This is a genomic window from Paenibacillus elgii NBRC 100335 (assembly GCF_004000865.1).
GTDB classification, from domain to species: Bacteria; Bacillota; Bacilli; order Paenibacillales; family NBRC-103111; genus Paenibacillus_G; species Paenibacillus_G elgii.
The window spans coordinates 158,495-172,823 of the sequence record NZ_BIMB01000011.1 but is presented as its reverse complement, the minus strand read 5'-3'; the positions used below and the strand labels follow the sequence as shown (position 1 = coordinate 172,823).

At 56.5% G+C, this 14,329-nt stretch carries 14 protein-coding genes; 7 read left to right on the top strand and 7 right to left on the bottom strand.

The window, feature by feature from the left end:
- Positions 1 to 825, top strand: an 825-nt coding sequence (locus PEL01S_RS11335) for an S-layer homology domain-containing protein (RefSeq protein ID WP_174806931.1), incomplete at its 5' end; no start/stop codon positions are given.
- A 79-nt stretch (positions 826 to 904) separates the two neighbouring features.
- Here PEL01S_RS11335 and PEL01S_RS11330 read toward each other — a convergent pair.
- Complete coding sequence (locus PEL01S_RS11330; RefSeq protein WP_127460378.1) at positions 905 to 1,393, bottom strand: DUF6022 family protein; 489 nt, start codon at positions 1,391 to 1,393, stop codon at positions 905 to 907.
- A gap of 164 nt (positions 1,394 to 1,557) precedes the next feature.
- Between PEL01S_RS11330 and PEL01S_RS11325 the strand changes: the two genes are divergently transcribed.
- On the top strand, positions 1,558 to 2,259 hold the full coding sequence (locus PEL01S_RS11325) for a MerR family DNA-binding transcriptional regulator (protein ID WP_239551271.1): 702 nt from the start codon (positions 1,558 to 1,560) through the stop codon (positions 2,257 to 2,259).
- A gap of 81 nt (positions 2,260 to 2,340) precedes the next feature.
- Here the strand turns inward: PEL01S_RS11325 and PEL01S_RS11320 are convergent, their stop codons facing one another.
- Together PEL01S_RS11320 and PEL01S_RS11315 are read right to left on the bottom strand one after the other, a co-directional pair.
- The gene (locus tag PEL01S_RS11320; RefSeq protein ID WP_127460376.1) at positions 2,341 to 2,778 is read right to left on the bottom strand and encodes a DUF6843 domain-containing protein; all 438 of its coding nucleotides are present in this window, start codon (positions 2,776 to 2,778) and stop codon (positions 2,341 to 2,343) included.
- Positions 2,772 to 3,677, bottom strand: coding sequence for a LysR family transcriptional regulator (locus PEL01S_RS11315; RefSeq protein ID WP_063179940.1), 906 nt, complete (start codon positions 3,675 to 3,677; stop codon positions 2,772 to 2,774). The genes PEL01S_RS11320 and PEL01S_RS11315 overlap by 7 nt, the downstream gene beginning before the upstream one ends.
- 233 nt (positions 3,678 to 3,910) lie before the next feature.
- Between PEL01S_RS11315 and PEL01S_RS11310 the strand changes: the two genes are divergently transcribed.
- From PEL01S_RS11310 to PEL01S_RS11290, 5 genes are read left to right on the top strand one after another with little or no spacing between them, the layout of a single operon-like run.
- Positions 3,911 to 5,290 carry a GntP family permease gene (locus PEL01S_RS11310; RefSeq protein ID WP_127460375.1) on the top strand — a complete coding sequence of 460 codons (1,380 nt, stop codon included), beginning with the start codon at positions 3,911 to 3,913 and terminating at the stop codon, positions 5,288 to 5,290.
- A gap of 25 nt (positions 5,291 to 5,315) precedes the next feature.
- On the top strand, positions 5,316 to 6,101 hold the full coding sequence (locus PEL01S_RS11305; protein ID WP_063179941.1) for a 3-hydroxybutyrate dehydrogenase: 786 nt from the start codon (positions 5,316 to 5,318) through the stop codon (positions 6,099 to 6,101).
- Positions 6,102 to 6,136: 35 nt separating this feature from the next.
- A complete protein-coding gene (locus tag PEL01S_RS11300) occupies positions 6,137 to 6,838 on the top strand; it encodes a CoA transferase subunit A (RefSeq protein ID WP_063179943.1) in 702 nt (233 codons plus the stop codon).
- Positions 6,839 to 6,856: 18 nt separating this feature from the next.
- Complete coding sequence (locus PEL01S_RS11295) at positions 6,857 to 7,528, top strand: 3-oxoacid CoA-transferase subunit B (protein WP_127460374.1); 672 nt, start codon at positions 6,857 to 6,859, stop codon at positions 7,526 to 7,528.
- 41 nt (positions 7,529 to 7,569) lie between these two features.
- Positions 7,570 to 8,757 carry an acetyl-CoA C-acetyltransferase gene (locus tag PEL01S_RS11290; protein ID WP_127460373.1) on the top strand — a complete coding sequence of 396 codons (1,188 nt, stop codon included), beginning with the start codon at positions 7,570 to 7,572 and terminating at the stop codon, positions 8,755 to 8,757.
- Between the two features lie 80 nt (positions 8,758 to 8,837).
- Here PEL01S_RS11290 and PEL01S_RS11285 read toward each other — a convergent pair whose 3' ends face one another.
- From PEL01S_RS11285 to PEL01S_RS11270, 4 genes are all read right to left on the bottom strand, one after another.
- Positions 8,838 to 10,262: a sugar porter family MFS transporter gene (locus PEL01S_RS11285; RefSeq protein ID WP_127460372.1), complete on the bottom strand. Its 1,425-nt coding sequence runs from the start codon at positions 10,260 to 10,262 to the stop codon at positions 8,838 to 8,840.
- Positions 10,263 to 10,482: 220 nt separating this feature from the next.
- On the bottom strand, positions 10,483 to 11,829 hold the full coding sequence (locus PEL01S_RS11280) for an AraC family transcriptional regulator (RefSeq protein ID WP_127460371.1): 1,347 nt from the start codon (positions 11,827 to 11,829) through the stop codon (positions 10,483 to 10,485).
- Complete coding sequence (locus PEL01S_RS11275; RefSeq protein ID WP_127460370.1) at positions 11,804 to 13,258, bottom strand: sensor histidine kinase; 1,455 nt, start codon at positions 13,256 to 13,258, stop codon at positions 11,804 to 11,806. The genes PEL01S_RS11280 and PEL01S_RS11275 overlap by 26 nt, the downstream gene beginning before the upstream one ends.
- Entirely contained in the window at positions 13,255 to 14,238 is a 984-nt protein-coding gene (locus tag PEL01S_RS11270; RefSeq protein WP_127460369.1) for a substrate-binding domain-containing protein, read from the bottom strand. Before PEL01S_RS11270 ends, PEL01S_RS11275 begins: the two co-directional genes overlap by 4 nt.
- Between the last annotated feature and the right edge of the window lie 91 nt (positions 14,239 to 14,329).

Below are 14,329 nucleotides of genomic sequence, written 5' to 3'. Positions count from 1 at the left end.
TCGTACCGCGTGACGGGTCTGAGCAGCGACACCCGCTACACGTTCCAAGTCGAAGCGGTAGACGCCGCGGGGAACTGGACGGCCGGCCCGAGCGTCGCCGTGCGGACCGAAAGCTCATCTTCGAGCAGTGATGACAGCAGCGGTAGTAGCAACGGAAGCGGCAGCGGGGCCAATCCGGGAACTCCGGCTAAACCGGAGCAGCCGAAGCCGGAGCAGCCGGCATCTCCGAAGCCGGGCAAGGAAACGCCAACGGCTCCGACGCCTGTACAGGCAGCAAATCCTTTCCGCGATGTGACGGAGAGCTACTCGTGGGCCGGCGAAGCGATTGCCGTACTGGCTTCCAAAGGAATTATTCAAGGCACCTCCGACACGACGTTTGAGCCGGGCCAAAACATAACAAGAGCCGATTTTATCACCCTGTTGGTACGCACTCTTGGCTTGAAAGGCGATTTCGATGCCAACTTCAGCGATGTGAATCCGAGCGATTATTATTATCAGGCCATCGGCATTGCGAAGAAGCTGGGCATTACCGACGGAATGGGAGACAATAAATTCAACCCGAAAGAAAAAATATCGAGACAAGATTTGATGGTGCTTACGGCAAGAGCGCTGGATGTATCCAAAAAGCTCGAAATTCGGGGAGCTGCGGCAGATCTGGTTTCCTATAGCGACAAAGCCGCCGTTGCTTCGTACGCAACGAACAGCGTGGCCGCTATGGTCAAAGCCGGCATCGTGGAAGGCAACGGCAGCGGACTGAATCCGCAAGGACAGGCGACCAGAGCCGAGACGGCCGTCATCCTGTACCGGATCTTCAAGAAGCTGTAATTCATCCTGTTGTATTAAATAAGGGGTTTCGCATACTAGACATATCTAATATGCGAGACCCCTTATTGTTTCCCTCCCACTACTCCTTAAGCTGCCGAATCCCTTGAATGATCTGCTCCTTGACGCTCTCCCGTATCGTGTAAAACACCGGTGCTGAAGGGATATCAAACTTCAAATGAGAGTGGGGAATATCTGTCAGTAAAGCTCCAACCGGTTGACCTTGCTTATTTCGGACAACGTTCCAGAATACACGCGATCTATTGTCTTCCGGTCCCCATTTTTCAAGGGAGTTTCGAAAAATCAAGTTTTTGCCGATGACAAAATCGTCCGCCTCCAGGGTCTCCGATACTTCGAATCCGACTTCTTCCATCCTCTCAAATACAACCGGCATCAATTGATCCAGGAAAAGACCGTACGCCGCATCCTCGATTTCAAGAAAAGCATCGGTCAATTGGACATACATCGACTCGTACAAGGCCCTCCATTCAGATGCAATGTATCGGTTGCCTTCCGCCCCGATTTCTTCGATTGTCATGTCGCAATGGTAGGTGGGAAATGGTTTACTCATCCTAATTGAATACACCTCTTTTCTCAAATCTACTTTCATTCTATAACATATAAGCCAATTGAAAGGTTTGTCGCAAAAGAAGAAGGAAAATCAAATGTGATTCCAGAAAATCTTACAACTAACTTTAATTTTGGTCTTTTTAGGGGAGAGATCGCGAGTTGACCATGCGTCCAAAAAAACTGGCGGCCACGTTCAAGATTAGCGCCAGCACCTTGCGGAATTACGAGGCCAAAGGCCTCATTCCTCCGGCAGAACGATCCGTCAATGACTATCGTATTTATACGGACCTGCATGCAGCATACTTGGCATGTATTCAAGCTATGGCTCCGGCTTTTGGGATGGAAGCGACAACCGAAGCGCTTCATTATCTTCAGCAGGGCAAGACGCATGATGCTTTGTGGGTCATTAGGGAAAAAGAAGTCGCTTTATACGAGGACAAAGAGAAATTAGAGAAGCTGATCGAGGATATTCGACGACAAGTGAACGAAAATACATCTCCATATAAAAAAGAATGCTTCACCATCCATGAAGTGTCTGAGCTGACTCATGTACCTAAATCGACGATTCGCTACTGGGAGCAAGCAGGTTATGTAACGGTGAACCGAGACCCTGAAAACCGTTATCGTTGTTACGATGGAGCTCATCTGCTAAAAGTCAGGTTGATCCAAATGCTTCAAAATTCCGTTTATTCGGAGGAAACCGTAAAATTTAAACAATCAATCGCCGCTGCCGAACATACGGATCTGCAGATGCTCATGAAGATAGCTGAGAAAATCCGCACTTACCAAGATAAGAGGATCGAGTCCCAAATGTGCGGGATATCTTGTTTTTACAAATTAATACAATTGGCAAAAGCACCGATCTGACTCGGACGGAATCATACGTTCATGGGGCCACCCGATTACGTCCGCGGCGGCCCCATGATTTGTTTTAATAGAAAGCACGCTTCAATTGCGGCTTCTCTCCTCATTCCATTGCTGTTCCGTACCGACGAAAAAAACATTGACTGAGAGTTCTTCCTCGGTTCCGTTTGAGCTAAGAACGTATTTCGTTTTCATCGCCTGGGTGCGGATCATGTCAAGTTCAATTTTTTTACGGTTCCCCAGCTTGTCGAGATAATAAAATTTCATTTCTCCCGATGTGGGCGAATCCGACGTATTCAAAATCCCCGTGCGAGGAATGAGGTTGACATACTCCTCCCCCTCGCGCGGCAGCGGAGGACTGCCTTCCTGCTCATATCTAATTTCGACCCATCCCGTATAGCCGTCCGGCAATACATAAATATGGCTTTGCTGATCGTTAATCCCGTAATTCCCGATAACAATTGCACCGATGGAGATTCCAAAAAAGACGACAAGATAGACCACATATAATTTTTTCAACATACGGGCTCACCGCCGGCCGGGCCGGAGGTCTGTTCGACGAACCGGAGAAATTCGCGCATCGCGTAGGAAACGTAGCGCTCCTTGTTCCAAATAACGACGAGATTCCACGGAATCGCCGGATTCGTCATTGGCAGAACCCGTACGTCCGGGTTCACGACCTTGGAGCAGATCGCTTCAGGCAGCAGAGCGACGCCCAGTTCGGCGGCGACCATCTCCACAAGCAAGTCCCATTGGGAGCTTTCGTGCGCGATGAGCGGATGAAAGCCGGCCTGATGGCACGCTTCGAGCACGTGATGGCGGACGCCGAAGCCTTTGGCGAACATGAGGAACGGCTCCCGGCTTAGGTCGGCCAGCTTCACGGGGGGATGCTCCGCCAGCGGATGCGACCGGTGGAGCACCAGTGCCAATTGCTGCCGAATAAAAGGCATCGTCCCGAAGCCCGCTTCCTCGTCGGGAGAAATGACGACGCCCAGATCGATTGATCCGTTCAGGACCCGCTGCTCGACGTTTTTAGCGCCTTCTTCGACCATCTCGAATTGGAGCCGGGGATACAGCTTCTGAAACGGCGCGATGACGCGCGGGAAAAAAACGGAGCTGATCACGGGAGGCAGTCCGATCGTAAGCGTTCCGGTCTTCAGCTGGGAGACGTCGTCGAGTGTAATATACAGATCGTTCACCGCTTGCAGGATGTGATGGATTTGCTGGATCGCCGCGCTGCCCGCATCGGTTAATTTGACCTGCTTGCCCGAACGGTCGAACAATGTAACGCCCAGCTCTTCTTCCATGCTCCGGACCAGCTTGCTTAACGTCGGCTGCGTCATATGAAGCGCTTCTGCGGCTTTGGTGAAATTTTGCAGCTTGGCAACCTCAAGAAGATAAGTTAAGTTTCGCAAATCCAAAAAACTCATCTCCACCTATAATATTTTGGCATCGTTGTTATTCGATGTATGAATTTTACCTCGTGACGTTCCTCATTGTAAACTGGAAGAGCCGCGAGAACTTCCAATTTCGGGATGCAAAATTTCCAAAACAAAACAGCTTCGACAACCCGGTGGTCCAAGATTTTGTAATCGCTATTTTTGGAAGGGTTTGCAATGTATTCATCTTAGAGAGAAAAGAGGACAAGCGCGAGATGATCATCGAAGTTCTGGCCATTGTGTTCGCTTTGGGATTGCTCATGTTTTTTGCTTACCGGGGCTATCCGGTCATTGTATTTGCTCCGATTTTCACCTTGCTGGCCGTCGTCATCTCGGGCAATGCGCTCATGCCCAGCTATACGGAAACGTATATGACGAACGCGGCCAACTATGTAAAAAACTTTTTCCCCATATTCCTGCTGGGGGCCATATTCGGTAAAGTGATGGAAATGAACGGGGCGGCGGCTTCCATTGCGCAGTCCATCGTGCGGGCGCTCGGCTCGAAGCGGGCGATTCTGTCCGTCATTCTGGCCTGTGCGGTGCTGACGTACGGCGGCGTTTCGTTGTTCGTGGTTGCGTTTGCGGTGTATCCGTTTGCCGTGGCGATTTTCCGGGAAGCGAACGTGCCGAAACGGTTAATTCCGGGGACGATCGCGCTTGGCGCCTTTACGTTTACGATGGACGCGCTGCCGGGCACGCCGCAAATTCAAAATATTATTCCGACCAGCTATTTCGGGACAGACGCCTATGCCGCGCCGATCGTCGGGATCGCCGGCAGTCTGATGGTATTTTTCGGCGGACTCTGGTGGTTGGAACGCCGGCGCAAGCAGGCCGAAGCCGCAGGAGAAGGGTATGGCACGGATCATAAGAACGAGCCGGAGCTGCTGACAAACCAGACGTATCCGAGCCTGTGGATCTCCGTGCTGCCGCTGCTGCTCGTGCTCGTCTTCAACTATTTGCTCAGCCGCGGCTTTTTGGACGTAACGACCTGGTATAATGCGGAGCTGCTAAAATCGTTTAATATCGCCAGTGTGAAAACGGTTGCATCATCCTGGGCGCTCATTATCGCGCTGTGCATCGGGATCGTCAGCGCCTTGTGCATTAATATTCGCCAGGTGCAGAGCAAGCTGGCGGCCGGACTGACGGCGGCGGCGATGGGGTCGCTGCTGGCGATTTTCAACACCGCCTCGGAGGTCGGCTTCGGAAACGTGGTCAAGACGCTGCCCGGCTTTAAATTGATTCAGAATTGGATCATGGGGCTAAGCTCGCAGCCGCTCATCTCCGAAGCGGTATCGGTGAACATTCTCGCAGGCGTGACCGGTTCGGCCTCCGGCGGGTTATCCATTGCACTTGAAGTGATGGGCAAAACGTACATGGCCGCGGCCCAAACAGCGGGCATCAGCCCGGAGCTGCTGCACCGGATCGCTTCGATGGCCTCCGGGGGTATGGATACGCTGCCTCACAACGGCGCGGTAATCACGCTGCTGGCGATTACCGGCTTGACGCATCGCCAATCGTACAAGGATATTTTTGCGGTTACCGTGCTGAAGACGTTAACCGTGCTCATTTTGGCCGTAATCTTCTCGTTTATTTAATACATACCCAGCGGAGGGATGGACTATGGGAAATTTCTTAACGAATAAAGTCGCGTTAATTACGGGGGCGGCCAGCGGCATCGGCCTGGAAATGGCCCGCACCTTTGCCAAGGAAGGGGCCCGCGTGGTCGTCTCTGACATGCACGGGGACAAAGCGGAGAGCGCGGCGAAAGAGCTGCGGAGCGCGGGCCACGAAGCGATGGGCGTGAGCCTCGACGTGACGCGGGAGAGCGATTTTGCGGCTGCGGTCGAAGCGGCTCGCGGCGCTTACGGGAGACTGGATATTCTGGTCAACAATGCGGGACTGCAGCATGTCGCGCCGATTGAGGATTTTCCGGTGGAGAAATTCGATTTCATGCTGAGGGTGATGCTGACCGGCGCTTTTATCGGGATCAAGCACGCGTTCCCGATCATGAAAGAACAGGGCTGGGGCCGCATCATCAACATGGCATCCATCAACGGGGTGATCGGCTTCGCAGGCAAAGCCGCCTATAACAGCGCCAAGCACGGGCTGATCGGCCTCACGAAGGTCGCGGCCCTGGAAGGGGCGGCGCACGGCATTACCGTCAATGCGCTGTGCCCGGGCTACGTCGATACGCCGCTCGTTCGCGGCCAGCTGAACGATCTGGCGAAAACCCGTCAGGTGCCGCTGGAGCGGGTGCTGGAAGAGGTCATTTACCCGCTCGTCCCGCAAAAGCGGCTGCTGTCGGTCGAAGAAATCGCCGAATTCGCTGCGCTAATCGCCAGCGACAAAATGAAGGGCGTCACCGGAGCATCACTGCTGATCGACGGAGGCTACACCGCGCAATAAACCATAATCTACCAGATTCTAGAGGAGGAGAGGACATGGGCACAAGTAAAGTGATGGGCTCCATGGCGGAAGCCGTACGGGATATTCAGGACGGAGCCGTGCTGATCGTCGGTGGCTTCGGGCTGTGCGGCATTCCGGAGCATCTGATCGCGGCATTGAAGGAGCAGGGGACGAAGGATTTGACCGTCGTCAGCAATAACTGCGGCGTCGACGACTGGGGATTGGGGCTGCTGCTCGCCAACCGGCAAATTAAGAAAATGGTGTCTTCCTACGTTGGGGAGAACAAAACGTTTGAGAAGCAGTTCTTGAGCGGCGAGCTGGAGGTCGAGCTGGTGCCGCAGGGCTCGCTCGCGGAACGGATTCGGGCAGGCGGCGCGGGGATTCCCGGCTTTTACACGGCGACCGGCGTGGGGACTCCGGTTGCGGAAGGCAAGGAGCACAAGACGTTCGACGGACGTACGTACCTGCTGGAGCGGGCGATTGTCGGGGATTTTGCCTTGGTCAAAGCTTGGAAGGCCGATCCGATGGGGAATCTCGTCTTCCGCAAAACGTCGCGCAATTTCAATCCAATGGCCGCCGCGGCGGGCAAAATTACGATTGCGGAAGCGGAAGAGATCGTCGGCGTCGGGGAGCTGGACCCGGATGAGATTCATACGCCGGGCATTTACGTGCAGCGTGTCGTACAGGGCGGAAGCTACGAGAAACGGATCGAGCGGTTGACGGTCCGCAGCGTGTAAAAGAGGAGGATTCCACACATGAGCGATAGCCGAACCAAAATTGTGAAACGGGCCGTTCAGGAAATTCGAGACGGCATGTATGTGAATTTGGGCATCGGGATGCCGACGCTGGTCGCTGACGAAATTCCGGCTGAACTGAGCGTCATGCTGCACTCGGAGAATGGGCTGCTGGGGATCGGACCTTATCCGAAGCAAGGCGAGGAAGATCCGGACTTGATCAATGCCGGGAAAGAAACGGTCACGGCGATCCCGGGCGCTTCGTATTTCGATAGCGCAGAGTCGTTCGCGATGATTCGCGGCGGCCATATCGATCTGGCGATTTTGGGCGGGATGGAAGTGTCCGAAGGGGGCGATCTGGCCAACTGGATGATTCCCGGCAAAATGGTCAAAGGCATGGGCGGCGCGATGGATCTGGTGAACGGAGCCAAGCGGATCGTCGTCATTATGGAGCATGTCAACAAGCACGGGGAAGCTAAGGTGAAAAAGGAATGCACGCTCCCGCTGACCGGCCAAGGCGTCGTGCACCGACTCATTACCGATCTTGCCGTCTTTGACTTTACCGCTCAAGGGATGGTGCTGGTCGAATTGCTGGTCGAATTGCTGGACGGAACAGGGCTGGATGAGGTTCGGGCGAAAACGGAAGCTTCATTCACGGTCGATCCCCGGCTGGCGGAGAAGCTGGGCAATTAAATTCGAAATGTCGTTTGAACAAAGCTTTAAGGGAGGTTCTCATGAATAACGATGCGGTGATCGTAAGCGCCGTCCGTACGGCGATCGGCGGGTTTCAAGGAGGGCTGTCGGGTATTCCCGCTACGGAGCTCGGCAGCCTTGTGATCAAGGACGCGCTGGAGCGGGCGGGCGTCAGCGAGGAGCAGGTCGACGAGGTGATTATGGGCAACGTGCTGCAGGCGGGGCTCGGACAAAATCCGGCGCGCCAAGCGTGGCTGAAAAGCGGCTTTTCCCATGCGGTTCCCGCGGTGACGGTGAATAAGGTGTGCGGCTCCGGCCTCAAGGCCGTCATGCTGGCGGCGCAAAGCGTGCGGCTGGGCGATGCGGAGATCGTTGTGGCGGGCGGCATGGAAAACATGAGCCAAGCGCCTTACTTGCTGGAAGGCGCCCGTTCGGGGCTGCGTATGGGCGACGGGAAGCTGGTCGATTCGATGGTCCGGGACGGACTATGGTGCGCCATGTGCGACATTCATATGGGGATCACGGCGGAAAATATCGCGGACCGGTATGAGCTTACCCGGGCGGAGCAGGACGAATTTGCCGCTTGGAGCCAGCAGAAAGCGGAGCAGGCGATCCAATCGGGCCGTTTTCGGGATGAGATCATCCCCGTATCGATTCCGCAGCGAAAAGGCGATCCGGTCGTCTTCGACACCGACGAGCATCCGCGCTACGGTACGACGGCGGAGACGCTCGGCAAGCTTCGCCCTTCGTTCCGCAAGGACGGCACCGTGACCGCCGGGAACGCGTCGGGCATCAACGACGGAGCGGCTGCGCTGGTCGTCATGTCCGCGGCCCGTGCAGCGCAGCTCGGACTGAAGCCGCTGGCGCGGATCAGAGGCTATGCGCATGCGGCCTTGGACCCTTCGGTCATGGGACTCGGTCCTGTCGATGCGGTCCGCAAGCTGCTTGGCAAAACCGGCGTGTCGATGGATGACATCGACCTGCTGGAGCTGAACGAAGCGTTCGCCGCCCAATCGCTTGCGGTCGGACGGGATCTTAGCGTGCCGCGGGAGAAGCTGAACGTGAACGGTGGCGCCATCGCGCTCGGCCATCCGATCGGAGCGAGCGGCGCGCGCGTGCTCGTCACGCTGCTCCATGAGCTGGGCAAGCGCGGAGGGAAGCTTGGCCTCGCGGCGCTGTGCATCGGCGGAGGGCAAGGGGTTGCGATGCTGGTGGAGCGGGAGGCATAACGGCTAACGCGATATTTGTACGTAAAAAGAGGAGCGCTCAAGGGAGCGACTCCTCTTTTTGATATCGATATGCAAGGCCCTTAATCGACCGCTGAAGCCAGAGCCGGTTGGTCGCCCGTTTCGGCTTTCGCTTTGGCTGACCAGACGGCTTCGATTTCCTCCAGCGATTTGCCTTTCGTCTCGGGCACGACGCGCCACGTGAACAAGAACGTAACGAGCGACAGCGCGCCGAAAATCCAGAAGGTCATCGCAGGCCCCGCGGTATTCAGCATCGGCGGGAACGACTGGGATACGATATAGTCGGCCGCCCAGAGCGACATGGAAGCGATCGCCGTCGCCCGGCCGCGGATGCGGTTCGGGAATATTTCGGACAAAAGTACCCAGACGACCGGACCGAGCGAGATGGCGAAGGCGGCGACATAGATCAAAATAAAGACCAGCACCAGCGGACCCGATGTCTGCCCGCTATGGAATGCGATGCCGATAACCAGCAGAGAGACGGTCATCAATGCCGAGCCGACCAGCAGCAGCGCTTTGCGCCCCGCTTTATCGATCAGCCACAGGGCCAAAATCGTGAACAGGAAGTTGATCAGCCCCACCAAAATGGTTTGAACCAGCGAGGCATTCGTTCCGGCTCCGGCTTGTTTGAAAATTTCCGGGGCATAATACATGATGGCGTTAATTCCCGTCACCTGTTGCAGCACGGCCAGCACCACACCGACGAGCAGAGCGGTGCGCAGCCCGGGGGTGAACAGCTGGCGGAGCGAGGCGTTTTCCTGCTTGAACGACTCCTTGATGTCCAGCACTTCCTGCCGGGCCAGATCGTCGCCGTGAATTTTGAGCAGGATCGGCAGCGCCTCAACCGGTCTTCCCTGCTTGATCAGCCAGCGGGGGCTCTCCGGGACGAAAAACAGCAGTACCAGAAACAGCACGCCCGGAAGCACTCCGACACCGAACATCCAGCGCCAGCCGGTGGCGATATTCCAGGCGTCATCAGCGTAGCCAGCAATGCCCGAGTTGACGAAGTAAACGAGGAAAATGCCGGTCACGGTGGCAAACTGGTTCAGCGCCACCAGACGGCCGCGGTACCGGGCCGGAGCGATTTCCGCGTTATATAGCGGGCACAAGGTAGAGGTGATGCCGATCCCGATCCCGCCGATCATCCGGGCAATAATGTAGCCGGTGAATGTCGCCGGGATGGCGGAGCCGACCGAGCCGATAATGAACAGCGCCGCTGCGGCGATCAGCACCTTTTTCCGGCCGAATCTGTCGCTCAGCATGCCGGAAAGGGCGGCCCCGACGATGCAGCCGATAATCAGGCTGGAGACGGCCCAGCCGACCTCCAGTTCGTTCAAAGCGAAGCGCTGCTTCATAAAACCGATTGCGCCCGATACGACAGCCGTATCAAACCCGAACAATAAGCCGCCCAATGCGGCAACGATAGAAACAAGCGTGACGAACTTCATGCTGACTTGTCCGTTTGGCGTGTTGGGAATCGTGCTCATCATACATTCTCCTTTCCGTGAATCCGGAAGTGGGTTCATTATAGCACGCGAATCTGCGCGTCTTACCTCCAATTACCCGCACTTATTTGTGCTCTATCCGCATTTAATTCGGAATTCCCTTGCTTCGTCCGCCGCACAGCGCGGGCTAGCATTTTCTTGTTCTCCGAACGCAAAAAAGTCCATGCCTTCTTAAGAGAGCATGGACATCCGCATGATTCGTTTATTTCGTTTGGCTCCGGTAGTCGGTTGGCGTTACGCCGGTCACTTTTTTGAACACGCGGCTGAAGTAATTCGGGTCTTTATACCCGACCTCGAAGCATACTTCCTTCAGGCTTAAATCCGTCGAGGCCATCAGCTCCTTGGCTCTGCCGATTCGCAGGTTCGTCACAAAGTCGATAAACGTTTCGCCTACCTGCTGCTTGAAAATTTTACTGAAATAGTGGGGATTCAAATGCACGAAATCCGCTACTTCCTCCAGCGACAGCTCTTCGGCAAACCGTTCTTGAATATAGCCCTTGGCTTTGTCGAGGACGGTGACCGTCTGCCGCTCGCGCTCTTCCCGAATGCGCTGCAGCGCCAAGATCACGTACGACTGACGCGCCGTATCTCTGGAGCCGGACCTTGCTTCGGGCTCTTGGATCACGCCCGCCTTGGCTTCTTTCAGTTCGTCGAAAAGGCATACTTTGCCGCCCTGCTCGAAATAAGTGGAGGCAAAAACGGCCTCGAAATACGAGGTGCGAAGCCCTTCTGCCTGCTTGCGGACCGATCCGATGCCGACCGATACCGACAATTCGAGCTGCCGCTCGGTTAATTCGCACAGCTTTGCTCCGAACAGCTTGATTTTTTCCCTCCATGCGGCCTCCGAAGCTTCTTCCGGGTTCTTGCGCACGAAAATTGCCATGTGGCGGTCGATCAGCGAGCTGACGATGCAAGGCTCCCCCTGAGCCTTGACAAAGCTGCGGATGAGGTCGTAAATTTTCTTCTTATCCGGTATGAGGGCAAGCTCCGGGAAAGCGACGACCATCGCGCAGCCCTGATCGAGAGGGAAGCCGAGCCATTCGGACAATTGCCCGGCGCCGGCGTCCAGCACTTGGTCGACCATGAACATCAGAGCCAGCTCGTTTTCCATCAAAGGGAGCTGCTGAGACATTTTGTCCCGGAGCTCCAGTTCTTCCGTCCGCTTGCGCTTCTCCCGTTCCAGTTCCTCGACGAGCTGCTGCAAAATGCGGACGATTTGCTCCCGTTTCGCCGGTTTTACAATATATTCTTTTACGCCGAGCGACAAGGCTTCCTTGGCATAAGCAAAATAGTCGTAGGCCGTGACCACGACCAGCTTCGCGTCGGGCAGCCGCTCCTTAATTTCGCGCAAAGCGGCCAAGCCTTGAATGCCGGGCATATTGACATCCATCAAAATAATATGCGGACGATGCTCCTCCGCCAGCTCAATGGCTCTCCGTCCGTTCTCGGCATGAACGACCCGGAACGTATCCGGCATCGCGCGCCGGACGATCCATTCCAGCCCTTCGCGCTCCAGCGCTTCATCATCTGCGATCATCAACCGGTACATACGCCGTCTCGCCCTCCTTTCTGCGGGGAATCCGGATCATCACCGTCGTTCCCTCTCCCGGTTTGCTATCGATGTCTACCAGATCGCTACGCCCGAAAAACAGCTGCAGCCGCTTGAACACGTTGCGCGTTCCGAGCCCGGTGGATTCCTTTTTTGCCGCGCCTTGCTCGGGTCTTGCGCCGTTGTCGTCCTCCAGCCTCAGCAAGGCTTGCCGGACTTCCTCGCTCATGCCGTGGCCGTTGTCCGAGACGGTCAGACACACGTGCTCCGGCTCCTGCCGGACCGCTAGGCGGATCACGGCGCCATGCTCCATCCGTTCGATGCCGTGTACAAACGCATTCTCCACGATGGGCTGAAGCGTCAGAGCCGGGACGGGCTCCTGCAGCGCGGACTCGTCGATGTCCGTCTCAAACCGGAACCGGTCGCGGAAGCGGGCCTGCTGGATCGTCACGTACTCCCGGACGTGCTCCAGCTCTTCGCGCAGCGTCACCGGTCGGTCCAGCTTGCGCAAATTGTAGCGCAGCAGGTTCGACATCGACACGATCAGGTCGCTTGTCCGCTCCGCGCCTTCGAGCAGCGCCAGCTTGGAAAGCGCATTGAGCGTATTGAACAGAAAGTGGGGATGAATCTGGCTTTGCAGCGCCTGAAGCTCCAGCTCCTTCACCAGCCGGCCCATCTCCAGCCGTTCTTTATCCTTCTCGATCAACAGCTTGAGGTCGGCCAGCATCCGTTTGAAAGCATCTGATAAAATGCCCAGCTCATCCTCCGATTGCAGCGGCGGAGGCTCCGGATTCAGATTTCCCCGGGAAATTTGCCCGGCCATCTCGACCAGCCGGTTGACCGGCCCGGTAACGCTGCGGGAGATCCAGATCGCGACTACGACGCTGAGCAGCGTAATGACGACGAATACGGCTGCGGCCAGCTGGTTCATACGGTCGTTTTCCGCCTGAATCTGCTTATAAACCGGCTGATACGAGCTCAGCTCCAGATCGACGAGATGCTGCTCCTCCTCGCGGATAAAGCGGGTCGTGGTCTCCGCTTCCTCGTAACGGGCCGGGGCGCCTCCGGGCAGGGCAGCGAGCGCCTGCTCCATCTGCGTATCGAGCAGATGGAGGTAGCCGGTCAGCTCCGACGTATGGGGAGACGCGCCGCTCAGCCCGGCAAGCGCAGCCCGTAGCTCCAGCAGCTTGGCCCGCTCCCGGTCAAGCTCCGCTTTCCGGTCTTCGCCCGGATTCAGCAAATACGCATAGAGCGTTTTGAGATGATCCTCCGCCGCTTGGGCGGACTGCTTGTACAGCAGAATCCGGTTCATCATCAGATCGTAGCTTTGCTGCACGACTTTTCCGCTTTGGAATAAAAAGAACGTGACCGAGTTGACAAGCAGCACGAGCAGGGGAATAAACAGCAGCAGCTTTTTACGGATCGTCATGGGCAGCTTCCCCCGATCCCCAAGGCGCTGCGGTCGAGCACGGACGTAGCGGTATAGTGCTGCGGCTGCGGCGTTTTTCCTTGAAAATAATCGTGCAGCAGCGCTACGGCATCGAAGCCCATTTGACGCGGCTGTTGGACGATCGTAGCGGCAAGCTTACATTGCCGGATGCCTTCCTTCGTTTCCGGCAGGTCATCGAACGCGAAAATGCGCAGCCCTTGCGGCCGGACGCGCCCTGCGGCTTCCAGCATGCCCGGGCCGTCCAGGGCGCTGAACCCGACCAGATAGCCGGTCCGGGGCTGTGCGCTCAGCATGGCTGCCGCTTGCTCGGCCGCTTGCAGGCGCGAAATGTTCGACGAGCGCACCTCGGTGATCTCTAGCTTCGGATAACGGCCGATTACCGCCCGGAAGCCTTCGAGCCGCAGCCGTTGATTGGGCGCTTCGCTTCCGATCAGAACGCCGATCGTTCCCGAGCCTCCCGACGCCTGCGCTACAAGCTCGCCCATCCGTTTTCCGGCTTCCGTATTGTCCGTGCCCACATAAGCCAGCCGCCGGCTTTCCGGCTCGTCCATATCGACGGCGATCACAGGAATGCCGCGGCCGGCCGCTTTGTCGATCAGTCCCCGGTACTGCGGGTCGCCGATGCCCTGAAGCAGAATCGCATCGGCTTTGGCTGCGATCGCTTTTTCCAGCAGCCTGGACTGTTCGGTCGGGTTGATGCGGAACGGTCCGGTATAGTCCAGCTCCATGCCGTACTCCCGGGCCGCCTCGCGGGCGCCTTGCTCGATAGACCGCCAATACGGGTTATCCAGCTCCTGAGGGATCAGGACGATATGGCGGGGGCGTCCGTCCGAGGGACCGGATTCGAGCGGCCGGACCAGCTCCCTAATGCGCAGCGTAGAGAACACAAATTGCAGCAGCAGGCAAGCAAAGACGGCAAAGAGGAGAAGAAGTCCCAAATTCCATTTTCGATTTGACATGCGGACGCTCCTTATATTCCGCGTTGAAATATAGGCTCATTATACGTGACGGCTTCCCGGGAGTAAACGTAGGACTACCCGGAATTTGCAT

What these genes read in the sequence shown, in the direction of transcription:
- PEL01S_RS11320 (WP_127460376.1), bottom strand. Translation starts at nt 2,778, where the DNA reads ATGTTGAAAAAATTATATGTGGTCTATCTTGTCGTCTTTTTTGGAATC.
- PEL01S_RS11295 (WP_127460374.1), top strand. Translation starts at nt 6,857, where the DNA reads ATGAGCGATAGCCGAACCAAAATTGTGAAACGGGCCGTTCAGGAAATT.
- PEL01S_RS11270 (WP_127460369.1), bottom strand. Translation starts at nt 14,238, where the DNA reads ATGTCAAATCGAAAATGGAATTTGGGACTTCTTCTCCTCTTTGCCGTC.
- PEL01S_RS11330 (WP_127460378.1), bottom strand. Translation starts at nt 1,393, where the DNA reads ATGAGTAAACCATTTCCCACCTACCATTGCGACATGACAATCGAAGAA.
- PEL01S_RS11305 (WP_063179941.1), top strand. Translation starts at nt 5,316, where the DNA reads ATGGGAAATTTCTTAACGAATAAAGTCGCGTTAATTACGGGGGCGGCC.
- PEL01S_RS11275 (WP_127460370.1), bottom strand. Translation starts at nt 13,258, where the DNA reads ATGACGATCCGTAAAAAGCTGCTGCTGTTTATTCCCCTGCTCGTGCTG.
- PEL01S_RS11300 (WP_063179943.1), top strand. Translation starts at nt 6,137, where the DNA reads ATGGGCACAAGTAAAGTGATGGGCTCCATGGCGGAAGCCGTACGGGAT.
- PEL01S_RS11325 (WP_239551271.1), top strand. Translation starts at nt 1,558, where the DNA reads ATGCGTCCAAAAAAACTGGCGGCCACGTTCAAGATTAGCGCCAGCACC.
- PEL01S_RS11280 (WP_127460371.1), bottom strand. Translation starts at nt 11,829, where the DNA reads ATGTACCGGTTGATGATCGCAGATGATGAAGCGCTGGAGCGCGAAGGG.
- PEL01S_RS11290 (WP_127460373.1), top strand. Translation starts at nt 7,570, where the DNA reads ATGAATAACGATGCGGTGATCGTAAGCGCCGTCCGTACGGCGATCGGC.
- PEL01S_RS11285 (WP_127460372.1), bottom strand. Translation starts at nt 10,262, where the DNA reads ATGAGCACGATTCCCAACACGCCAAACGGACAAGTCAGCATGAAGTTC.
- PEL01S_RS11310 (WP_127460375.1), top strand. Translation starts at nt 3,911, where the DNA reads ATGATCATCGAAGTTCTGGCCATTGTGTTCGCTTTGGGATTGCTCATG.